The organism is uncultured Idiomarina sp., assembly GCF_964010655.1.
In the GTDB taxonomy this organism is placed as follows: domain Bacteria; phylum Pseudomonadota; class Gammaproteobacteria; order Enterobacterales; family Alteromonadaceae; genus Idiomarina; species Idiomarina baltica.
The window spans coordinates 23,774-47,155 of the sequence record NZ_CAXGLS010000016.1 but is presented as its reverse complement, the minus strand read 5'-3'; the positions used below and the strand labels follow the sequence as shown (position 1 = coordinate 47,155).

The 23,382-nt window shown below is 46.3% G+C and carries 18 protein-coding genes; 6 read left to right on the top strand and 12 right to left on the bottom strand.

All coding sequences use genetic code 11. The annotated features are described in order from the left end of the window. The first annotated feature begins 42 nt into the window (after window positions 1–42). On the top strand, window positions 43–942 hold the full coding sequence (locus tag ABNS04_RS06030; protein ID WP_348671229.1) for a metallophosphoesterase: 900 nt from the start codon (window positions 43–45) through the stop codon (window positions 940–942). Between the two features lie 161 nt (window positions 943–1,103). Here the strand turns inward: ABNS04_RS06030 and ABNS04_RS06025 are convergent, their stop codons facing one another. From ABNS04_RS06025 to ABNS04_RS05985, 9 genes are all read right to left on the bottom strand, one after another. After that, the gene (locus ABNS04_RS06025) at window positions 1,104–2,372 is read right to left on the bottom strand and encodes a DUF6575 domain-containing protein (RefSeq protein ID WP_348671228.1); all 1,269 of its coding nucleotides are present in this window, start codon (window positions 2,370–2,372) and stop codon (window positions 1,104–1,106) included. A 494-nt stretch (window positions 2,373–2,866) separates the two neighbouring features. After that, complete coding sequence (locus ABNS04_RS06020) at window positions 2,867–3,430, bottom strand: DNA N-6-adenine-methyltransferase (protein ID WP_348671227.1); 564 nt, start codon at window positions 3,428–3,430, stop codon at window positions 2,867–2,869. Next, window positions 3,427–4,251 carry a DUF3883 domain-containing protein gene (locus tag ABNS04_RS06015; protein WP_348671226.1) on the bottom strand — a complete coding sequence of 275 codons (825 nt, stop codon included), beginning with the start codon at window positions 4,249–4,251 and terminating at the stop codon, window positions 3,427–3,429. The genes ABNS04_RS06020 and ABNS04_RS06015 overlap by 4 nt, the downstream gene beginning before the upstream one ends. Window positions 4,252–4,285: 34 nt before the next feature. Next, a complete protein-coding gene (locus ABNS04_RS06010) occupies window positions 4,286–7,339 on the bottom strand; it encodes a DEAD/DEAH box helicase family protein (RefSeq protein WP_272978851.1) in 3,054 nt (1,017 codons plus the stop codon). Window positions 7,340–7,347: 8 nt separating this feature from the next. Then, window positions 7,348–9,222 carry a site-specific DNA-methyltransferase gene (locus ABNS04_RS06005; RefSeq protein WP_272978850.1) on the bottom strand — a complete coding sequence of 625 codons (1,875 nt, stop codon included), beginning with the start codon at window positions 9,220–9,222 and terminating at the stop codon, window positions 7,348–7,350. 49 nt (window positions 9,223–9,271) lie between these two features. Next, on the bottom strand, window positions 9,272–10,012 hold the full coding sequence (locus ABNS04_RS06000; protein ID WP_272978848.1) for a DUF4391 domain-containing protein: 741 nt from the start codon (window positions 10,010–10,012) through the stop codon (window positions 9,272–9,274). Between the two features lie 2 nt (window positions 10,013–10,014). Further along, window positions 10,015–13,308 (bottom strand): helicase-related protein, encoded by a 3,294-nt coding sequence (locus ABNS04_RS05995; protein WP_272978846.1) that lies wholly within the window; start codon window positions 13,306–13,308, stop codon window positions 10,015–10,017. A gap of 307 nt (window positions 13,309–13,615) precedes the next feature. Beyond that, on the bottom strand, window positions 13,616–13,825 hold the full coding sequence (locus tag ABNS04_RS05990) for a hypothetical protein (RefSeq protein WP_272978845.1): 210 nt from the start codon (window positions 13,823–13,825) through the stop codon (window positions 13,616–13,618). 536 nt (window positions 13,826–14,361) lie between these two features. Further along, a complete protein-coding gene (locus ABNS04_RS05985) occupies window positions 14,362–15,225 on the bottom strand; it encodes a YicC/YloC family endoribonuclease (RefSeq protein WP_272978843.1) in 864 nt (287 codons plus the stop codon). A gap of 197 nt (window positions 15,226–15,422) precedes the next feature. On the opposite strand from ABNS04_RS05985, the gene ABNS04_RS05980 reads away from it, so the two are divergent. Together ABNS04_RS05980 and ABNS04_RS05975 are read left to right on the top strand one after the other, a co-directional pair. Further along, window positions 15,423–16,322 carry an alpha/beta hydrolase gene (locus ABNS04_RS05980; protein WP_272978842.1) on the top strand — a complete coding sequence of 300 codons (900 nt, stop codon included), beginning with the start codon at window positions 15,423–15,425 and terminating at the stop codon, window positions 16,320–16,322. Beyond that, complete coding sequence (locus ABNS04_RS05975; protein WP_348671225.1) at window positions 16,315–17,394, top strand: sigma-70 family RNA polymerase sigma factor; 1,080 nt, start codon at window positions 16,315–16,317, stop codon at window positions 17,392–17,394. Before ABNS04_RS05980 ends, ABNS04_RS05975 begins: the two co-directional genes overlap by 8 nt. A gap of 18 nt (window positions 17,395–17,412) precedes the next feature. On the opposite strand, the gene smrA is transcribed toward ABNS04_RS05975, so the two are convergent. After that, the gene (gene smrA / locus ABNS04_RS05970; RefSeq protein ID WP_006954555.1) at window positions 17,413–18,000 is read right to left on the bottom strand and encodes a DNA endonuclease SmrA; all 588 of its coding nucleotides are present in this window, start codon (window positions 17,998–18,000) and stop codon (window positions 17,413–17,415) included. A 154-nt stretch (window positions 18,001–18,154) separates the two neighbouring features. Here smrA and rph point away from each other — a divergent pair, with 154 nt between their 5' ends. Together rph and pyrE are read left to right on the top strand one after the other, a co-directional pair. After that, a complete protein-coding gene (gene rph, locus ABNS04_RS05965) occupies window positions 18,155–18,868 on the top strand; it encodes a ribonuclease PH (protein ID WP_071462116.1) in 714 nt (237 codons plus the stop codon). A gap of 9 nt (window positions 18,869–18,877) precedes the next feature. Beyond that, window positions 18,878–19,522 carry an orotate phosphoribosyltransferase gene (pyrE, locus tag ABNS04_RS05960; RefSeq protein WP_272977443.1) on the top strand — a complete coding sequence of 215 codons (645 nt, stop codon included), beginning with the start codon at window positions 18,878–18,880 and terminating at the stop codon, window positions 19,520–19,522. A gap of 82 nt (window positions 19,523–19,604) precedes the next feature. On the opposite strand, the gene ABNS04_RS05955 is transcribed toward pyrE, so the two are convergent. Then, window positions 19,605–21,302 carry a cyanophycinase gene (locus tag ABNS04_RS05955; protein ID WP_272977442.1) on the bottom strand — a complete coding sequence of 566 codons (1,698 nt, stop codon included), beginning with the start codon at window positions 21,300–21,302 and terminating at the stop codon, window positions 19,605–19,607. A 229-nt stretch (window positions 21,303–21,531) separates the two neighbouring features. Between ABNS04_RS05955 and ABNS04_RS05950 the strand changes: the two genes are divergently transcribed. Beyond that, window positions 21,532–22,911 carry a hypothetical protein gene (locus ABNS04_RS05950; protein WP_006954559.1) on the top strand — a complete coding sequence of 460 codons (1,380 nt, stop codon included), beginning with the start codon at window positions 21,532–21,534 and terminating at the stop codon, window positions 22,909–22,911. Here the strand turns inward: ABNS04_RS05950 and trmL are convergent. After that, on the bottom strand, window positions 22,895–23,359 hold the full coding sequence (trmL, locus tag ABNS04_RS05945) for a tRNA (uridine(34)/cytosine(34)/5-carboxymethylaminomethyluridine(34)-2'-O)-methyltransferase TrmL (RefSeq protein ID WP_006954560.1): 465 nt from the start codon (window positions 23,357–23,359) through the stop codon (window positions 22,895–22,897). The two genes, ABNS04_RS05950 and trmL, sit on opposite strands and share 17 nt — an antisense overlap. Between the last annotated feature and the right edge of the window lie 23 nt (window positions 23,360–23,382).

Sequence of the window (23,382 nt, the reverse complement as noted above, 5' to 3'; positions counted from 1 at the left end):
TAATACTGCGGTTGCTTAAAACAGGTTTTTTGGACAACTCGGTTGAAAAACACCGTCGGAGACATTCACGGCCACGCAGATAAGTTAGAAGAACTTCTTCTTGAGCTCGGTTACAAAGAAGACGATGGCGTTTACCAACACCCCGAGAGAACTTTAATTTCTGTTGGCGATCTCATTGATCGCGGCCCTTATCAAAAACGGTCGGTAGATATCATTAGAAAAATGTGCGAGCGCGGTCATGCAAAATGCATTATGGGAAATCATGAGTTTAATGCCGTCGCATGGGCTACGACGGATACTAACGGTCATTACCTTCGTGAGCACAGTGATAAAAATAGAAAGCAACACGGTGCATTTTTACTGGAAGCAGAACAAGATAAACAATGGTATAAGGAAACTATAGACTGGTTTAAAACACTGCCTATTTACCTTGAGCTGGATAACTTGAGAATTGTGCACGCATGTTGGCACACTCCGTCTCTCGATATATTGAGCAAATACGCTACTGAGGGTGTGTTACATAACGATGCGTGGATCTCGGCTACTACTGAAGGGCACGAACTGTTTGAAGCTATCCAAGTTCTATGCAAAGGCTGGGAAATAGCATTACCAGAAGGATTCGTCTTTCATGACAAGGATGATAACCCACGAACAAATATTCGTACAAAATGGTGGCAAGAAGACGATAAAAGTTACCAAGCTCTTGCGATTGGCGTGAAGGACAAAGAGAGCTTACCAAGCTCAGACATCCCTGGCTCGGCAATGCCAGGTTACGACAACCCAAAACCATTATTCATCGGACACTATTGGATGAAAGGAGAGCCTTGCCTACAATCCAGCCGTATCGCCTGCGTCGACTGGTCTGTAGCGGCTGGAGGTAAAATGGTCGCCTACCGGCTCAATTCGTCTTCGCTAAATAATGACGCCTTTGTTGCTGTTTGAGGGGCGGTGGTAGCTAAGTCGCGCCAAAGGCGCGACCTATTCGATGTTTTGGATCTGAATGGATGATGTGAATGTTATTCTGCTGTAAAACAAATGGTTGCTGGTTTTAAGGCTGACGTTTTTTGCGTTTAGGATCCATTTTTGGATCCAGTTGGAAAAGCTCAAGAGTCATATTGACGTGAAAGCCCAGTCAACATATTCAACCAATGTTGAAGAGTAGAAGCTCTTCGCCCAGCTGTATCTTGGCTTAAACCGCGTGCGCATTCCATTATAAAGTCAGTAGCTGTCTCGCTATCGAGTTCGTTTATAGAGCTAACACCAGACCATTGTATCCAAGCTAATCCTACTTCTGACGTCTCAAACTTATCAGCTATAAACCGTAATTGTTGTTCACGGTTTTGTAATTGTGCGAGAAACCTTCCACTTGAAGTTACGACTGCGTTACGTTTCATCAGGTCAAGAGTAAAAGCTGCGTCCGTATAATACTTAACTTGCCTGCTCGAGGAGAGATCTTCAATTTCATTATGGTCGAGCGACAGTCCCGCGACTTTTCTAACAACGATATCAATTACGCGATTGAGATTATTAGCCTGTGGTATTTTTATCGAATCTACAAAAGAACGAGTGTTCTCAGAGAGTAATTCTAAAAGTTGCTCTACTCGATCTGCTCGAATTTCTAATTCATCGTCCTCGATTAGACCAGGTCGTTTCGGGGTAAGCTTTATTATAGCTTTAGACTCGACAACAGTCTCGAGAAGCTCTTTAAGCCTGAAGGAATCCAGACGGTACTCTTCAAGCCTTGCAAGTAGCTCGTTCTCAGCATGAAAAATATTGGATAGCCTTGAAATTGCAGATTCCGTCGAATCCAAGTCTGACGTATCTAGTCTCACATTAAATGAACCATAATGCGCGTTTACTGGTGAAAATTTAATATTGCGTCTTGCCTCATCAGGAACAAGAGCATTCATCACATCCGAGACTAACTCAATCGCTTTCGTGACCAAATCAGCAGACGGATTGGACTGACGCTTCTTTATACCTATCTCGAATGCCCAGTTTGCTTCTGGGTGCACAGGCTCGATATCTTCAGGCTCAAAAATAAAGTTTTCAGGAGGAAAGTTAATGTTCACAAAATTATCTTCATAGAAGCTGGCATTCCTTCTGTGATCATGCACGATAACCTTTAGTTCCCTCTCGGGGTTACGGTAAACCTCGGGGACAGAGACACGAAGCTTTACTAAAGCGTCTAAACGCGATTTCGAAATTGGGGAAACAAGCCATTTTGTAATTTCTCCGTCAGCATAGTCGCCGCTCCAATACACCAAAAAGTACTCTCCCCAACGATTCACCGCAGAGAAAAATTTGGGCTCTAAGTACTCATCATAAATCTCGAATATTTCGAGACCGTCAAATTGTTTTAAGTTGAACACTTAGTTAACCTGTATGTTGATATGATGATGAGGATTAGTATTTTCAGCTCTCCAAAACGTTAAATGACCTTTCCGATTTGGCGATGGCTCAGTCACGCCTAATGAAGCATCTAGATGTCCTTTCACGATGTATACGGTCCCGAGCTGTTCCGGCTGAGAGTAGTTGTTCATCAATCTCCGAGCTCGACTCTCTTTAGTCCAGAATGAAACGCCATAAGGTTTTTCTTTCCCAACGTTCGACGGCGCTGGTTTTCCTGGATTATCTTGGAGCCAGCACAGAAAGTCGTTCGACGTAGGCGGGATATTCTTGACAATACGATATACTAAACCACCTGCTCTCACGGAGTCTTCTGGCGGTACTCCCTCAGGGAAGCAGTCCGGCCAAGTATATTCGTCGATTACCATAGTCTATCCTTTTCTTATTTTTATACTTCCTGTTAAAAATCGGTCAAATTATACGCAAAATTGGCTTTTCTACAACTATGTGCCTGTCTTTATCGGAAATGACACATGACAACACCTGACTTTTCAAAAACATCTTTAAACCTTTCCGGGCGATGTCCAAAGTAAAAAAACACTTGTCCACGGGTGTTGCCGGATACATGTTTTCCGTCATCATTCTCGAATGCTATTCGACGATCTGGCAAACAAAGTGCCGAGCAATGCTTTAGTAAAGCATGGAACCATTTTGTCTCGGTGGCGTTATTCACCAAAACAATCCCTTGAGTTATTGCTTCTCGCTCAAAGTTAGCAATAAACAAATCAACAGCTGCATCTATTAGCTTACGTGTGTATGGTGGGTTCATAAAAACCCGCCCTTGCTCTGAAAACCATTCAGACTTGAACGCATCAGTTTGTTTATCAAAAAATCGCTTAGCTTTAACTCGTTGATTTGCTGCAGCAGATGAAAATGGGTCCAAATCAATTTCACCCATAACTTGTCTAGCCATTTCAGTATAAATTGACGGAGTGAACCAAGAATCAGGATCCCGGACTTGCTCTGTTTTCTTTCCAGGGGCGGAGCCTATGTAGGCTAATTTAGCTGCGTCAACTTTCATTCTTCATCACCATTTTTTATGGTTGCTTTGTAAGTTTGTGGCTCTAAGACGCACACTGAGTCAAAGTCACCATGTATCTTGTAGAAATTTGCTTTCCGTGTGTCTAAATCCAATCCGTACACCCGATAAATCCAGTACGATGGCGACAGTTCAATTGATTGACTGACTTCGTTTCTTGAAACAAAGAATGGCGTATTTTGATCCAGAGTTGTCGATTTCACCTCGATGAAACGGACTGTTCCATCTTTATTGAATGACTTAATATCGTAGCCTAAGTGGTCACCTTCTACTCGCGCAGAATGGCATATCTCATTTGCCAAATCAGTGCGTCCCAACTGAATTAAGCGACGCATTTCGTACTCAATAACTAATTCCTCACCTGCGTCACCGATTTTCTTATTGTGCTCTCCAAGTAATTTCCACCAATCCGGATTTTGTGGAGGATCCCAGGTTGTCTCAGGTTTATCTACTTCGTGCAACAAGTTTGTTTGTTGAGAGCTTTCATAGTCCCATGCCTTGCCCAGCGTAACATTCAAAACTGATGCTCGCCCTTCTTGGTAAGAACAAACGACACATTTATGGCGACCCGAGCCGCCTTGGTTCTCATGCAACTCAGCAACTATGGCTTCAGGTGCCTTGCTGCCATGTCCACATAACACAAAGCGCCCCAAAGATGAGGCGGTTTGAGTGACTTCATCTCTTCCTCGAACATACGCGCAGTTTGGACAGCGATGTCTACCCAATCCACCCTGAGATTCAGGTAGATCTCTCAACATCTGTGTTGGTGCTTGGCTATCTTCTTTACAAGTCTCAAATGCCATGCATATTCCGCCCTGCAAATGAACGCCTTTTGCCTCAACCAGCAACCATACTCATCAATTCTGAATAGTTAGTCACCACATCATACTTAACCTTTTCGCCATCAACGTCGCCGCTGAGTCGTTCAAAGAACTTACGTGCGCATTCAATCTTGCGCTCTTCAATGCCGCGCAAGCTAAGCGAGCTCAGAGAGCCTTTGGTTTCGGCTACAAAGTATATGTGCTTTACGCTGCCCTCTTGGAACGCAATTGCCCAGTCGGGGTTGTAGTCACCCACCGGCGTGGGTATCAAGAAACCACGCGGCAGTTTCGAGTAAACGACAACCTCTTTACTACTGTCGAGCTCTTCGACAAACTCGCGCTCGACTTTGGAGTCGGTGACGACGTAGTCGAATACATGCTTTTTCAATACACCCACGGCTTGGCTCAAGTCTTGGCCCGTTTGTGCATCGGTAAAGACATCGGTGTCGTAAGTTTCGTTCGTCGTGTCGTAACTCAGTCGCTCAATAATAATTGAAGCCTTCTGCTCGTTTATTAGGCGTGTCGCCTCGGCAATGAAGTGTTCCGGGTTCTGCTTAAATTGATTGAATACACTCGGCTGAATCTTCGTTAGTATTGCCGCCACAGTTCGGCGTGTTAGTTTAGTGCCTTCGGCTAACTTTCCAATCAGGTCATATTTGACTGTTGAGTGAACAGATGTTGCTTCGTATTCTGTTTGAGTGGCAGTAATTTGAAAGCCTTTACCGGCTCCTAACTGCTCATAACTCACACTATCACCCTGAGTACCCGCTTGAATCGTGTACTGAAGCGGCGTTACGCGCAGCTCATTGTCCATAACGCGAACGCAGTTAGCAATCAGTTCATCAGAATCGAAATCAACCTGGTACACCGCTTTACGATTGATACGCTCCCATAGCTTTTTAAACTCCTGCTTGTGGAAATTATCGTTTAAGCGGTTAAGTTTCGGTTTGCGATCATCACCAACTTTCGGCAACTGAGACTCACTAAAGACAGAGTCCACCAACTTAAAAATTTCTTCTGCATACGGCGCTAGCTCTTCAGGAAGTGGTGCTAGGCTCTCATTAGCCTTCGCTTCATGGTAAACAGGCGCAATAGAATCGTCATCACGGGTGTAATCGTTCTTAACCAAGTAGCGATAAATCTGTTTAGCCATGGTTTCCGAAACTTCTAGCGGGCCAGCTTCTGTTTGCAGCTTTTTACCAGTGAAGTAATCGACATCCGCCTTTTTCGGACGTGCCGATAACGCATCAGAAATTTCTTTCTGTAGGTTGCCAACAAAATCCTTGTAACTTTCACTTGCGATAACCGAGAGCACGTTGATCTCATGTACGGTTGCGGGGTGGTCTTGCCGGTCACCATGCTGATTAACAGCCAAACGTAAACCCCGACCCACTTCCTGACGACGCGAAATGGTATTCTCGGAATGTTTCAGCATACACATTACGAACACGTTAGGGTTATCCCAACCTTCTCTAAGTGCCGAGTGCGAGAAGATGAAACGTGTTGGTTCATCGAACGACAATAGTTTCTCTTTGTCTTTCAAAATCAGGTCATATGCATCAACATCATCAGCAAGTTTTTCGTCCCCTTGTTTTTTCTCTTTTGGGTTCGTTAGTCGCTTGGTTTTCTTGTCGATAGAGAAATAACCGTTATGGGTTTTATCCACTTCTATTTGTTCAAGGTGTTGCCGGTACTCATTATTCTCGAGAGGTAACTCGTAAAGAATACGGTTCCGCTCTTCAATATATTCCTCTTCAAAGATCCGCGCATACTCTCCCTTTTCATCGGCTTGCGAGTAATCACGATACTTGGCTACTTCATCAATAAAGAACAGCGAGAGTACTTTTATACCTTGGCTAAACAACTTTTGCTCTTTTTCAAAGTGCGCTTTGATGGTTTCGCGAATTTGAATTCTGCGGATTGTTTCTTCGGTAACGTCGCCAGTTGCATCACCCGCTTCAAGCTTGTGTCCATTGGTAAACTCAATGAAATCGGTTCGAGCGTCAATCTCTGAAACAACGAAGCCCTTATATTGGTCTAGCCCGTTACTCAATTCATATAGGTTATCCCTATGTTTTAGCTTCCGAGTAACACGTTTAATTCCTGAATTTTGCTTCACCTCATACTCAACGCGAGCCACTGGCGCACTTTTAGAGGTTTCAATCGACTCTAAATATAAGTAAGCATTTGTTCCCGCAAGCCCTTTCACCGATATACCGCGCACGTTGATTTTCTTCACCAGCTTTTGGTTATAGGCGTCAAGCGCATCTAACCGGTGAATCTTATTGTGAGTAGTTTTATGAGTGGCGGAATAACGCAGCACCATTAGTGGTTTAAATTTCTCCAATGCATCGAGTGTTTTCTTACCTTCCATCTTCTGAGGCTCATCGAGGATCAGAATTGGACGGTTTGCACTAATCACGTCGATTGGACGGCGAGATTGGAAATCATCAAGTTCATCGTAAATTCGGCGGTTGTCCTTTCCTGCGGCATTGAACGCTTGGATGTTGATCACCATCACATTAATTCCGCTGTCAGACGAGAAACTCTCTAGATGATGTAGCTGCTTAGAGTTGTAAACAAAGAATCGTGCTTTTTTGTGATAGGTTTCGCTAAAGTGCTCTTGCGTAATCTGCAATGACTTATAAACGCCTTCACGGATCGCGATGCTGGGCACCACAATAATAAATTTGCTCCAGCCATAGCGCCGATTCATTTCGAATATGGTTTTGATGTAGCAGTACGTTTTGCCCGTCCCCGTTTCCATCTCGATGTCGAGATTGATTTTACTGCTTGAGTTCGACACCAAGCCATCAGAAACAGGCAAGTTCTGTCGACTTTGTACATTGTGGATATTCTGGAGTAATTGTGTATCGGATAGCGCGATATCCGCATTACGGAAACCATCTTGATCACCGTAATCCCAACCTTGTTGCCCCTGTTTATTCACAACAACTCCAGGATCCACCCGATAAGTGGTTCCTGAAAGATTCGGTTGGCCAGAAAAGCAATCGACCACCGACTCAACCGCATTCGTTTGGTAAGGCTGTACTTTGAATTTTAGTTTCATACAACCTCCTAAATTGCTTTTACAACCGTATTTGGTGATAGTTGCTTAAAAATCTGTTCAGCATTGATCTTCATTGCATTTGACTCAAAAGCGTCATCTCGGAACACGACTTGCAGAGGTTGGAAGCTGGCGAGCTCCTTTACTAAATTCTCATTTATGCCCTGAGCGAAGCAGGCAACAAAAGCATTTTCATCAACGAAGTAAACCGGTTTACCACATACTTCCTTAAGTGTTATTGGGAGCGCGAGATCTACCGCTGCATCTAGTAGCACCTGAAATAATAAATCCTCGTCCGTGCGGTCAGGTTTTATATGATCAACTAGTAAATCCAAGTCACTTTGCGAGGTTTGATTCGGTGTATAGAAAACATCCGACATGTTTGATGTATCTACTTTTAAAACACGAAAACCTACGTCTTTATTCCAGTCTTTATGGCACTCTCCATCCAGAATTTTTGATCCCGCTCGGCGAATTCTTTCTTTTGAAATGTCTGCTATTGTTTCAAAGCCAGCCTTGTATGCTTCGGACGTTTCATCACATTTTTCAGCTAACTGGACAATAATAAACTTGCGATTGTGGCCGTCTTCAGCATTTAGCTGCATCGTGGCATGAGCAGTAGAGCCTGAACCGCCGAAAAAGTCTAATATGATGTCGTTATCCGAAGTATTAGCAATCTGCAATATCCTCTTCATTAACCTAACAGGTTTAGGACCGTCGAAATAGCCTCGTCCATCAAACAAAGCTTTTACCTCTTGCCGGCCCTCTTGATTGTGGCCTACATCTTGATGAAGCCATAATGTTGTAGGTACCATTCCACCTTGCACTTCGCTTAAAAAGCGCTTAAGCCTAGGGACATTCCCACCATCATTACCAAACCAAATACGATTATCCTTTACTAGCTCTTCAAATTTTTCTTTTGATACACGCCAACATGAACCATGCGACGGCGTAACTACCCGCCCACTGGGTGTCTCAATCGGAAAATCATACTTTTCAGAATACGTTTTGACGGTTAAATTATCTGATATCCAAACGCCACGAGGATCATTATCAAGATTCTTATATCTTGCATTTGCCTCCTCCGTTCTCGGAAGGCGCCCGGCACTAAAAGAATCTAAGTTCTTTGCATAAATGAGAATGTAGTCGTGATTTTCCGACAAGTAACGCGCGTCATTTTTAGGCGAGAAAGCTCTCTGCCACACAACATTTGCTACAAAATTATTGCGACCAAATATTTCATCACACAGCTTTCTTAAATTATCAATTTCATGATCGTCCAATGATATGAAAATCACACCATCATCACACAATAGGTTGCGACTCAGTTTTAATCTAGAATACATCATGCTGAGCCATGCAGAATGGAATCTTCCACTCGAATCTCTATTTACCGTTAACTTATCGCCACGTTCACTAACTTGACTTGTTTTAGTTAAAAAAGAAGCCGACGATTCGGTAAAGTCGTCTTCATAGATAAAATCGCTTCCGGTATTATATGGAGGGTCAATATAAATTAGCTTAACCTTATTTAAATAAGATTCCTGTAGAAGTTTTAAAGCATCTAAATTATCACCCTCTAGAAAAAGATTCGCGGTAGAGTCAAAGTTCTTACTTTCCTCCACTGAGGGCCTCAAGGTATTCGAAATCGGCTGGCTTGATGCTAATAAAGACTCCCGCTTTCCCGGCCAATTCAAGTGATATCGCTCTTGTGGCCCTTCAACGATTGAATCGGAGAGCTCCTGTTTAAGTTGGTCAAAGTCTATGGCAAGTCGCAGCTTTCCGTTTTCATCGCGGACTTCTGTTACACAGTTGGGGAACAAAGCCTGAATTTTTTTAATGTTTTCTTGTGTCATGTCCGGGCTATGCATTTTTAACTTGTCCATTATCTCTCCTCACTACCTTATTTTTATCAAGCTTTATTTATTGCCTGAATTAAACTGTTTTTAACGCTGCTAGTTCTTGCTGCAGCGCTCTTAAATTTCTGTTGAGCTCGACCTTTCGATTAAACTGTTTCTCAGCGTTTAAACGTTTTTGTAGGCGATAGCACTCTCGCTTGGTTTTTTCGATGTTTTCTATCCGTTGCATTGCACATTCAAGTGACTCGCCGTTAGCTAGTGGGTACGGCAATAGCAAACTAAGAATACCGCGATACAATTCCCCCATAGAAATCGCCGGAGGCAGTGCGCGCCAGCTTTTAGTTTGGGCTGTCTTTGCGACATCGTGTTGCTCGATTAACCAGTCTGAATACGCATAAAAGCTCGTCACCCACTTTGAGTTACCTGCTTGGCTCTGTCGTTTGTATGTGGCCACGTACTGAACTTCTCTCCGCGCCGACTCTGCCTCTGCAGTTTTATCGTTATCCAGTTCACGAATTAACTTAAACAGAATCGGAAAAGGTATAGCTTTGTCTATGGCAGCGAGCACCTTCTCGTCGACTACATCACCTTTTAGCTTCAGTTCAAACACCTGAATTTCAGGCACGGCGTTCGACGGTTCGATATTGAGCGTTTTCGCCGACAGTTTATTCGCCCATTTAATTTGCTCTACCTGTGCGACAAATTGTGTCGTGACGGCTGCATTAACGCTCGAGGACTCATAAATTTTATTTTTGGGTATGACTCGTTCAACGCGCGTACTTTCCGGAAGTCGAATCGGTTTATCGAGTTTATGCATCCTTACCGGCCTTCTTGCACAACAATAAACGCCACTAGTTCAAAATCATCCAGGCCATTTATGGTGTTGGCAAGTGCTGTCGTTTCACCACCTGAGAACAAGCTATCAATGTCTTTTTCTTCTTTCACGGCAATCATGCTTTGTATCGCTTGGTTTAGCAATTCCGAATAAAGGCTCATGTCGCGACCATCTTTGGTCTCGCGGTTAAATACCGAACAAAGATTAATAATAGGCTCGGCAACGCCTTTCGCACTCGTCCGCACTAGGTCCAGTAGCTTCTTCACCTCAAAGTGGTTTGCGATAACCTCACCATCGCGTGCTATGTAGACAAGATAAAACGGGTGTAAGCGATTCTGCTTATCCTCATTCACACTGTCGTTCACATTGCGTAGCGTGAATATTACACCTTCTTTGAGGCCTATTTCAGGTCGGGCGGGAACTACTGCATGCATGCCCGTGGGTAAGGTTTTCGGTTCGCCATAGGCTTTTACGAAGTTAAGCAGGTCCATACGAAACTCGTTCAAACCTAAGTCTGTAATCGAGACACCACCCTTGACGTCTTCTAAATCGATAACTTCTTCTTGTAAACGTTTTAGCTGTTCTTTGCGATACGCCACATCATTGGTCTGAGAGCTCAATACGTTATCGTCCCCAGTGGCTGTTACATCGACAATGGTCATGCGGCTTTCTACGCGTTCTTTTAAGTTGATGTATTCATCCAGCGATATATCCGGCCAGTAGTTCACTAGCTGAATAGACTGGTTCGGTGAGCCAATACGGTCAATACGCCCGAAGCGCTGAATAATACGAACCGGGTTCCAGTGAATATCGTAATTGATCAAATAGTCGCAGTCCTGAAGGTTCTGACCTTCGGAGATACAGTCGGTTGCGATTAGTATGTCGATTTCATTAGGCTCTTCAGGTAAAACGCTTTCCTTGTCTTTCGAGCGCGGTGAAAACAAGGTGAGCACCTCCTGAATATCGTAAGCCTGACGACGCGACTTGAGCGTGGAGCTAGGTGGCCCTGAACCGCCGGTGACTTTGGCTGAGTGCAGTCCACGCTCTTGCAACAACCACTGTGATAGATGTTCGTAGAGATAATTAGCGGTATCTGCGAACGCGGTAAAGATGAGCACTTTTTTGTTGTCGCTATTGAGCGGATTATCGACTTTGGCAAGTACATGGCTTCGTAAATGCTGAAGTTTCGCATCGTCCTCTGGCCGAATCTTATTCATCGAATGCAGCAGATCGTTGATAATTTCAAGATCAGCACGCATGTCCTGTTCCCAAGACACAATATCCATATCACTGAGTTTGATCTTGATCTTGTTACCAATTTCCATGTCATGGTAAGACGGCAACTCGTCTTCATCGGCCTCTATCGACTCTACGGCTTCAACTAAGCTCGATACCTCAGAGGTTCCACCCCTCGCTTTAAAGTCATCAATGATATTCAGCAGCCGTTGATGGTTGTCTGATAGTGTTTGTAGCGTGCTTCTGAACGCATAAACGGAGCTCTCGAGGCGCTTTAATAGGTTTGTCGTCATTAACGCGACAAGGCTTTTCTCACGGTCTACTTGGCGTAAACGGCCTCGGCCACCCTCGACTTGGGTGTCGTACATGTCTTCATATTTTTTCAGGCGACTGGGCAGAATAAAGCTGACAGGTGCGTACAAAGATAGTTTTAACAGGCTCAGTTGCTCAAATATTTCATCAAGTCCATATACATCTTCGCGGCCGGTCAGTTTACAGTGAAATGACAATGGCTTGAGCCGTTCTGGGAAATGGCCAATATCGGTCGTATCGTAAAATGACTGAATATGCTTACGTGAACGCGCAATGGTCACGCTATCAAGCAATTCGAAGAAGTCGAAATCTAGCGAGTCAAGAATCGCTTTCGCTGTTCGTTGTTCTGGCGGCAGCTTCGACCATGCATTAAAGGCTGCCTGCGCATTGCGAAATATATCTTCCACACTGCGATTCGTTTTTAAATGCTTGCTCAAGTTGCTGGAGTCACCCTCATAAGCGAGCGCCAACTGATTGCGCAGGTCAGCAAAACGGTTATTAACCGGCGTCGCTGAAAGCATCAGAACCTTGGTTTTCACTCCCGCTCGAATGACTTGATTCATGAGCTTCTGGTAGCGCGTTTCACGATCTTTTACGGCATCGTTGTTGCGGAAATTATGTGACTCGTCAATGACCACTAAATCATAATTCCCCCAGTTCACTCGGTTCAGCGGCATGCCAAAAGATTCACCTGACGTTCGACTTAAATCGGTATGGCATAAAACGTCATAGTTAAAGCGATCTCGAGCGAAGATATTCGTTTTAAGGTTTCGATTAAAGTTGAGCCAGTTGTCGGCCAGTTTCTTTGGACAAAGTACCAATACTGAACGATTGCGCAATTCGTAATACTTTATAACCGCAAGCGCCGTAAAGGTTTTACCTAAACCTACACTGTCGGCCAGTATGCAGCCACTGTAGGTTTCTAGTTTGTTGATGATACCTGTCGCGGCATCCCGCTGATAATTGAACAGCTTGTTCCAAACTAGTGTGTCCTGATAGCCCGTTCTGTCATTCGGCAGCACATCTTCGTCAATGTCATCTAGAAACTCATGGAAGATGTTGTACAGCATTAGGAAGTAAATTTTCTCGGGTGAGTTTTCCTGATAAACCGATTCAATATGCGCACAAATGGTTTCGGTAACGTCTTGCAGCTTTTCAGGATCGGACCATATCTGCTCAAATAGCTTTAGGTAGTTGTCGGTAAACTCCGGCTGCTCAAACTGATGCACATAGTTCGATAGCGCATTACCTTTTTGGTAACCAAGGTCAACTGCTGTAAAACCATTTATAGGCGCAAACACCGTATGTTGGTTGTTGTTTGCGGAGTCTGCTGTCACAGCGAATTGCTGCATTGGCGACGCTGTTTTATTGGAGCGGAATTGCGCCTTGCTGCGGATCCAGTTTGCGCATTCTTTTGCAATCGCTCGCTGAGTCATTTGGTTTTTGAGTTGTATTTCAAACTCAGAACCGTACAAGCTGCGCTCACGACCAAGTTTAGGAATGAAAAACTCGCGACGTTCTTTTTTAAATTTATCGGTCGCTTCTGCTGGCACGAACGTTGGCGAGGTGAAAATAAACTGCAAACTATCAATTGTGCTCAGCTCTTTTTTAAGTGCTTCGTAGGCATAAATTGAAAAACAGGAAGCCGCAATTTTGAGCTTCGAACCAGGTCCGAGGTTCGCTTTTATTTCGTCACCGAAGAGCGTGTTGATGTTGTCGATTATTTTCATTTGCGTCCCTACCTTTAAAGGCCTTAGCCCTCGACGTCTCCGCTAACTGATGGCTTGTATTTTATTTATTGTAATTTGACCGTTTTTAACTATACAGATATGCCCTTTATTCTTACATGACTTTCGGTCATTCAAAAAGTTAACGCTTTTGACGCAATTTTACCATAACTACCCATACCACCCCTCCCGCGTTCACGAATCGAGCTTTTCTATTGCCGTCTAGTTGGGAGGGGTAGTTCCTAGCGCAAAAAGCACCCTCCCCACCGGGAAAGTGCTTTCTTATTGCCCTTGGGAGAGGTGGGTAAGTTTATTCAACAACCTCAAATGCGATTGGCATGGTGAATTTGTCTCGCTGGCTTGGGTCACACCCCTGTGCCCAGTCTGATTCATCAAAGTCCTCCCGCATGTCGCGTTCACGATCCGCCTTAAATCTGGCCTCGATTTCTTCGCGAGTTTGGCCCGTCATTTTTAGGTGGTTTTCGATGTGCTCTTCTGACACCTCTAAAATGTGTGGCATGTTTGTTCTCCTTCTTGCTTAGTCATACTCTAGCTTTCAGATACATCATTATCAATACGGTGCCTAAGTCAACTAATCGAACAGATCCTGTGGCTCAGCACTAAGCAACGTAGCGAAGCGCTCGCGCATGTTCTCTAGAGATCCAAGTTCAAAGTAGCGGCCGTTACGATCAGACCGTCCAAATACGCGTTCCGCGATGTTGCCGAAAAGCTTACCCACCGAGCTGCTGGAGTTGCCACAACTCACGCCATGATTATGGTTCTCACACCCGTGCATAAAGTCGTTGATGGCATCGGTCGACAAGATTCGTGCTCCGTCTACAAAGATGCCTCAATGCTTAGGTTCTTAGATTAAACGTCTCAATTTTCACCTAATGTACTCATTAAAAAGCGGCTAACAAGTAGCTCTTACTAAGTCTTCGATCATAAACCAGGCTTGAAAACTATACACACAGAAATGAAAAAGGCCCCTCTGGAGCCTTAATTAATGAGAACAGTTAGCTTGTTACCTCAAAACAGTCGCGCCAAAGGCGCGACCTACTCGATGTTTTGAATTTGCTCACGCATTTGCTCGATCAACACTTTTAGCTCGACTGCGGCGGCGGTGATTTCGGCGTTGATGGATTTCGAGGCGAGGGTGTTCGCTTCGCGGTTGAACTCTTGCATCATAAAGTCGAGGCGTCGGCCGCAGGCGCCGCCCTTTTTCAGGATCTTGCGGGCTTCGGCGACGTGGGCGTCGAGGCGGTCGAGTTCTTCGGCGACGTCGACTTTTTGCGCCAGCATGACCATTTCGGCTTCGAGGCGTTGTGGTTCGAGTTCGACTTTGGCTTCTTCAAAGCGGGTTAGTAAGCGCTCACGTTGCCATTTAACGACGTCTGGCATGCGTTCGCGTACAAAGGCGACGTGTTCGATGATGCCGTCTAAGCGTTGCTGAAGCATGGTGTTAATGGCTTCGCCTTCACTGGCTCGGTTTTCGATAAATTCGTTGAGCGCGGGTTTTACGGCGTCGAACAGTTCTTTTTGAAGCTCGTCGATATCTTGGTCGTCACTGCTGACGACGCCAGGCCATTTCAACACGTCGAGTGCGTTAATTTGTGCGTTGTGAACTTGGCGGTTAACCCATTTGGCTTGGTTGATCACGCTCTCGGCGAGTGCTTCGTTAATCACTAACTCGCTTTGCTTGCTCTCATCCATGTGCAGGTGCAAGCGACATTCGACTTTGCCGCGCTGTAATTGCTTGCGGAAGAGCTCACGCAGGTTGTTCTCGAGGGCGCGCACGCTCTCGGGCAGTCGAAAGTAGGTCTCTAAATAGCGTTGGTTAACCGAGCGGATTTCCCACACGGCGCTGCCCCATTCTGCTTTGTGCTCGTAACGAGCGTAACCGGTCATACTTTGAATCATGGCGTATCCTACTTTTTTGTCGGGAGGTCTTTCCTTCAACCTGCCGAAAACAATGTGTGCGTTAAGCGTATAAGCCAAATATTACCTGTGCAAAGAGGCAATATGAAGTAATAGTACAAAAAAGATGTCACACTTTTCTGTGCGAGTCTGACCTTATTGAGCAACCTTTATTAAAAGTGACTCAATAGGAACGTATTATGTCTTTGAAAAACCAATTTTTTATCTTGTTATTAGGCGTGTCGTTGGGCCTTTTCAGCCTACCCTCGCATTCTCAAAACACCGTGCTACATGCGCAGGTTTCGGGTCAGGGTCAGCCGGTAGTGCTTATCCCGGGTTTAATGTCCGATGAGCGTGTTTGGCAGCAAACGGAAGCGGCGTTAGCTCAGCATTATGAGGTGCACACGCTGGCATTTGCTGGCTTTGGGGCGCATCCAAGCAATCCTCAATTACGTGAGGCATTTACTGAAAACGCAGGTGCTGCGCTAGAACGTTATTTGCAGGAAAACAGTGCTGGCGATGCGGTGGTTATTGGGCATAGTTTGGGCGCGTTCTTAGGCTATCAACTGGCAAGCCAGCAGCCTCAGGCGTTGCAATGCCTTATCGCGGTTGATGGTGTGCCGTTTTTCTCGGCGCTGGTCAGTGGTAACTCGGCGTTGACTGCTCAAGCGGTTAAACCTCAAGCACAGCAAATGCTGGCGGTGTATCAACAACTCTCCTCCGAACAAATGGCGATGCAAGTGCAAATGGGGGCGTCACGGCAAACCTCGTCTGAGGAGAACCAAGCGCGCGTGGTCGCGATGGCAAAAACGTCGGATCCTACCACGGTGGGCCGTGCGATGTATGAACTGATGACCACGGATTTACGCGCTGAGGTCGCCGACCTCAACGTGCCGACATTACAAATGGCGGCGACTGGCGGCTTCTCAACGGCCGAGCAAAAGCAAACGGCGCTTAATGCCTATCAACAGCAGATCGCTGGTGATAATGCCATCAACTTGCTAGAGTTTGCTGAGTCACGCCATTTTATTATGTGGGATCAACCCGAGGCCTTTTTGTCGGCCGTTAATCACTTCATCGAGGAGCGCTGCCATGACTAATCAAACTGCACAGTATGCGGCGCTTAACGCTTCGATTGAGCAAGCGCGCCAAGGTAATTCGCAGGCGTTCGCCGAGGTGGTCACACATACACAAAACTTAGTGGCGAGTATTGCCTTGGCCATTGTTAAAGATATCCGAGCCTCAGAAGAGGTGGCGCAAGAGGCTTATCTCATTGTCTGGCAAAAAATGAATACGCTGCGTAAGACGCGTAGCTTTTTGCCCTGGCTACGACAAATCACGCGGCATTGTGCTTATCAGTGGTTAAGCAAAGAGCATGTGCGTCGTACCGACTATAAGGATAATCTCGATGAGGAGCTGGGTGCGGTACTGAGCGATGAATCACCCGAGGCGTCGCTCAGTGAGCAACAGCAGCAGGCGATTATTTATCATGCGTTGGATAAATTGCCAGAGCAAACCCGCGATGTCGTACTGCTGTATTATCGCGAACAGCAGTCGGCTGAGCATGTTGCGGACTTGCTGGGGATCACACCCGAGGCGGTGCGCCAGCGTTTGTCTCGCGCTCGCAAGCAATTAGCTCAACAATTACTAAGCCGTGTGGGTAAAGCGGCGTTGCTTTCGGCACCATCCATCAGTATTTCGACGTTACTGACAACAGGCGCGATGGTGGGTAGTGCACCTGCCGCTGCAGCGGGCTTTTCGCTGACCTCTGGTGTTGCCACAAGCGTGAAGTGGTTAGCGTTATTAGGTGCCATGGCGGTCACTATTCTCGGTGGTTTGGCGGGCTTGTTTATCGGCTCTCACCGCGCGCAGAAGATGGCATCCACCGACGCTATCCGCCAACAGTTGGTGCGAATGCGTAATCAGGCTGCAGTATTCATGATCGTTGTCGGTAGCTTGTTTATTCTAAGTTACGAGGTTGATCCCGGTTGGTTACTGCCGACGCTCAGTTATCTAGTGCTATTGCTGGGTATTCTAACCTATCAACGCCGAGTGCAGCGTTTGGTGTGCTCCGGTGGTCGGTCACTCAGCTGCTATTTGGGGTTAGCGCTTGGGCTTGGTGGCGGCCTAACTGGCTTTTTTGCGGGATTAATACTGAGTGGTCGTCTCTAACGACCACTCGTTTTACGGTTATTTTTTCGCGTGTTTTTCGCGGTTCTTTTGCTTTTGTTCCGCGTTCTTCTTCATCATGATATACACCGCGCCGCGTCCACCATGGTGGCGCTGTGCGCTATGAAACGCGAGTACTGGCGGCATTTCACGCAGCCACTTATTCACATAGCTTTTTATCAGCGCGGGATGCGGTTTACTGTGTTTACCTTGTCCGTGAATAATCAGTGCCGTGCGTATACCGGCGTTATGGCAATCCTGAATAAAGTTAAATACTGCGGTGCGCGCCTCGCGCAGCGTATGCTGATGCAAGTTGAGACTCGCTTCCATGGTGTAACGGCCTTGTTTAAGCCGTTTGTACACGCCTTCTTGCACGCCATCGCGCCGAAATTCGATACACTCCTCAGGCTCCACCAACTCAACATACTCGGTCGATAAAAAGTTAACATTTTCTTGCTCTTCGGCTTCAGCCGCACGACGCCGCTCCTTTTGTGCCAATGTCGGCTCAAAAGCAGTGCGAATGTCTGCAACTTCCTCACCCACCAAGGGTGTTACGTCGTTCATTTCTTGGCGGAACAATTCAAATTCTTCGTCTTTTGAACGCGACATACGGCCTCCCGTTCAGTGATTACCGCGTATTTTCAGCTTGCGTTAGTTTAATACGTTACAGAACGATTCGCGATCCATTCAACGGTCAAATTTGCTACACTAACGGCTAATTCGTTTTACTTATCCGCGTTTACTATCAAATAAAGGAGATGCCATGCGTCCAAGTGGTCGTACTGCCCAACAAATTCGCCCGGTCACCATCACGCGTAACTTCACCAAACATGCCGAGGGTTCAGTTCTGATTGAATTCGGCGATACTAAGGTGTTGTGTAATGCCACGGTTGAAGCCGGTGTGCCACGCTTTTTAAAAGGTCAGGGACAAGGTTGGGTGACCGCTGAATACAGCATGCTCCCACGCTCTACCCACACTCGCTCGCAGCGCGAAGCGGCGCGTGGCAAGCAAGGAGGCCGCACGATGGAAATCCAGCGGTTAATCGCGCGTTCTTTGCGTGCTTGCATCGACCTTAAGGCGCTCGGCGAAAACACCATCACGCTCGACTGCGACGTATTGCAGGCTGACGGTGGTACACGCACCGCCTCAATTACCGGTGCTTGCGTGGCGTTGGTTGATGCGTTGAACTACATGCGCGCTAACAAAATGGTTAAGGTCAATCCGTTAAAAGAGATGGTTGCGGCGATTTCTGTCGGCATTGTTGATGGCGATGCAGTGAGCGACTTAGAGTACATTGAAGATTCTCAAGCCGAGACTGACATGAACGTTGTGATGACGGAAGCGGGTAAGTTCATTGAGATCCAAGGCACCGCTGAGGGTGAGGCGTTTAGTTACGACGAGATGCAAAGCCTAGTGGACATTGCGCGTGTCAGCATTAAAGAATTGATCGATATCCAAAAAGCAGCATTGGCATAAGGGATCAGCATGAAAACCTATCAAAAAGAGTTTATCGAGTTTGCGATTGAGCGCGGTGTACTAAAATTTGGTGAGTTTACGCTGAAATCCGGTCGCACCAGTCCTTACTTTTTTAATGCCGGCTTGTTTAACAAGGGTTCTGACTTAGCTAAGTTAGGACGCTTTTACGCAGCGGCGTTAAAAGACTCAGGCATTGACTTTGATGTGTTGTTCGGTCCTGCCTACAAGGGCATTCCTATCGCCAGCGCGACTGCGGTTGCGCTGTTTGATCACTTTCAGACCGATACGCCTTACTGCTTTAATCGCAAAGAGAAAAAGGACCACGGCGAAGGGGGGAACTTAGTCGGTTCAGCTCTTGAGGGACGCGTGATGTTGGTCGATGATGTCATCACCGCGGGCACGGCGATTCGTGAATCCATGGATATTGTTGAGCAAAACGGTGCACAGCTTGCGGGCGTGTTGATTGCCTTGGATCGTCAAGAAAAAGGCAAAGGCGAGCTATCCGCGATTCAGGAAGTTGAACGTGACTTTAATGCGCAAGTGATTGCGATTGTCTCACTGAACGATGTGATTGAATATCTTAAGGACGACGAGCAGTTTAAAGCGCACTTGCCTGCGGTTGAAGCGTATCGCGCTCAATACGGTGTAGCATAACGCACTGCGCCACTAAAAAGCAGCGCATAAAAAAGCTCGCCTCCGTGTAAACGGGGCGAGCTTTTTAGTAACTAGGTGCTGCTTACAGTTTTTCTTCGGGCTGATAAGCAATACCAATTTTACCGTTAATCACTTGGCATTCACCACCGGCTTCAGCGGTACGGCTTGCGTCGTTGATACGCGCGATCAAGCGATAGTCTTTATTCAGAAGCGTTACTTCGTTGCGTTCTTCACCACACAACACGCGAATCGAATCAACTAAACCGCGGTCGGTTAGGAAATTGGTGGTTGGATTCTCTTTTACAATACCTGACTGGTCCGAGAATTCCGCGGTTTGTAAGCCATACGGATTCATCATACCGGACGCGCCAGCGACTAAATAATGGAAAGTACTCGCGACCGCCGTAGGCACCGATTGTGCGTTTTCTACAAAGAACACGCCTCGCTCGCCGACAATATCAAATAGGCCTTTCTCAAGGTTCACTTTCATGGCGGTATTCTCATCAATCCCTAGCGAAAGCGGTGTACCACTATCGCCCGCGAGACGGATTAAACGACCATAACGACCTTTATCAGAGAAGTCGCTATCCAAAATACCAAAGTGAAACAGCCCTAAACCGCCCAATGGGTGGAACGTCAGCGTGTCTGGGTTGGTATTGGTTGGACAGGTTGCATCCAAATCACAACCGAACGGCGGTGGCTCAGAAGCAAAGGCGCCGTCTTTTATCGCTGATTCGGTGGTACCGTTAGAAATCATCGGTTTAGATGTCAGCGCAACAGCACCCGCGCCGTTACCACCTACCACTAAACGCTTGGATTGCACGAAGCTCACGATGTCGCGTAGCAAATCAGACGGCTGGTTATCTTCATTAATGAAGGTTGAGCGGGTAAGATTGGCATCACCATCATTGATAAAGATCGCATTGGCTTGGCGCACCATCTTTAAGGCTTCTTTGGGCGCTTTACAAAACTCAACTTGCTGCTGATAGCGGTCGCGATACACACGGTCTCGCGCATATGCACCGAGCACTTCCTCTTGCACGTCAGCCAATTCGTCACAACGGCCCTCTTGTTGCGCTTTAATTAGAGCCGCATCAACCGGGAACCAATGCGGCTCGGCACCTAGCTGACTGAACAAGTCCATGTAGTAATCGACTTCGTTGTAAGGATCGCGCGATGACGACGTCGTGAAGAAGACCACGGGCTTCTTGCTGTCATCAAAGCGAGTAGTCTTCGCCATCTCAACGAACTGGCGATAGATATCGATCGCAGGTTTATTCTGCGACTCATTTAAATTAATCTTTTCATCGAGCTCAGCAGGGACGGGCATTTCGAGTAAGTCGACCAGCTTGTTCCACTCAGCTTCAGATAATGAATTGTACGTTTTTAATGTGGCACGACGAGTAAATTCACGCATGAACACGCGTTCTGTGATGATTTCCTCGTTCATACGGTCATAAATAAGCTTTAACGCCTCATCGACCTTTTTCCGAGCCTCTTCACGAAAGCCGGTCCAGTATTCATCTGAAACAGCCGTCTTGATTGACTTCTCCGACAAGTCGATATACCGATTAGTACGCATTGTTTTGCTATCAATCCAATCGGTTTCGTTACAGCTATCGGACGCCATGCTCGTGCAGAGCGTTAAACCGCCCCCAGCCAACATTAAGTGGCGGTAACCATCATCTTTGATGGTTGGCTGTTCTTGTGCGGATACCGCACTGGTCATCAGTCCTGCAAGCACGATGCTGAGGCTTGATGCGATCCATCCTTTGTTCATGAGACACCCTTCTGATTACTGCAAAGTTGCGGGTTAATGAATCCTAGTATAACGGGTCAATGGATAAAAATCGCTCTCAGTTTTATCAACATCGACCCCATCTGCTCTGACCTCAATAAGAAGAATAAATTCAATCACCCTGCGGGTGTTGGATTTTTGTAAATGCTGTGCATAATACCCTGCAATTGATATACTTCTGAGGTCAAATTGACCAAGGTTCTGTGTTCTGGTGATTAACTTATTTCGCGCTATCGTTTTTTCTACGCTTTTTTTTGTAAGTGGGCAGCCTCATGCGCAGCAATCATCAAGCAACCTATCGACTGACTTAAAATTAGACGATGAGCAAACAACCCAAACGCTCGTCTTTCGAGCGCCGCAAGACGGTCCATTGCCGGAGCTCGTTCAGTCGATATTAGAAGAAGCCTATGCTGAACTTAATATTAAACTACGCTATGAGTCTTTGCCGCGCCTACGCGGCGAACAGCTGGCTTCCGAGGGGATCATTGCTGGTGAGTTAGGGCGCATTCCTGGACTATCTGAGCAACTCACCAATCTCATTCGTGTCGATTTTCCGATCTATGAGTTTTCCTTGCTTCTTATCGCCGACCCTTCACAGTGTGGTGTCTGTACGCCCGATAAGTTAAGTAATTTGGCTTACTTAAGTGGTTTACGCGCCGGTGATGAAGTGGTTGATTCTTACCAACTGGATATTCCGATTGCAAAGCCCATCAAATTAGAGCAGGTAATCAAGCTAATGGATGCGGGCCGCGTTGAAGCAGCGCTGATGGCTGATTTTCAGTATCGTGGTTCCGCGCTACATGACCGCGATGATTTGATTGTTTACGAAATTAAGCGCTATCAAGGCTATCACTATCTACATAAGAAGCACGCAGATCTCATTCCTGACTTATTAAGCACTCTAAAACTAATGCAAGCGACCGGTAGGATCACGGCATTGCGAGAAACGTATCAATCAAAAATCGCGCGTCCCATCACGCCCGTTCGTATTCCAAATCCATTAATTGGTGCCAGTGCGTTAATGCCCCGGCAAACCGAGATGGACGGTGAAGGAAGCTTGTGGCAACGGTTCATTGAACTAACTGCCGATTGGGCTGAACAGGTTGAAACCGAAACTTCGAACTGGCCGCGTGCTAAACAACTCGTTGACTCCGGGAAAGCACAAGTTCTCGTTGGAATCCGAGAAGAACAGATTGATCAACGCTTTATCAAAACAGAACATGCCTTCGCTCGCAGTGCGCCTGTATATCTATTTAGCAAAACTCAAGCAGCGATAGACGATACGCTTGACCACAAGAATGTAAGTTTGTGCGTTGCGGGTGGCGACTATCAACACTCATTGCTACCCTCAAATGCCAATATTTACACCGCGAATACGTCATTAGACTGCTTTGCACTATTGGATATGGGTCGAGTTGCAGGTGTTGTCGATTACGCGGCCAACTTACCAGACTGGATGGAGACGCCGTATGAACGTTATGCGTTGAGTGACGAAGTGCCACTCTATTTAGCATTCAAAGACAACGCACAAGGTCAGCTACTGCGCAGTCTGTTTGATAAAGCAATTAAAAACGCTATACCGCGCCCTTAAAACCCAACTGACGCCAGGCTTCATACGTAAAAATCGCGACTGAATTTGATAAGTTTAAGCTCCGGCTATCTGGCACCATTGGTAGACGTAACCAATTTTCCTGCGGAAATGTCTGTAAAACGTCCATCGGCAACCCGCGCGTTTCGGGACCAAACAACAGTACATCATTTTCCTCGTACGCGACCTCGGTGTAACGTGTTGAGCCTTTCGTCGTGCACGCAAAAATGCGGTTATAATCCACGTTTTCTAGAAAGTCCGACCAATTTTTATGGATTTTCACTTGGGTAAGGGCGTGGTAGTCCAAGCCAGCACGGCGCACCTTCTTCTCATCTAAGTCGAAACCCAGTGGTTCGATAAGATGCAATTGCATGCCCGTATTCGCCGCCAAGCGAATAACATTACCCGTGTTCGGTGGTATTTCCGGTTCAAATAAGACCAAATGCAACATAGTGATTTTATCAGCTACTTAAA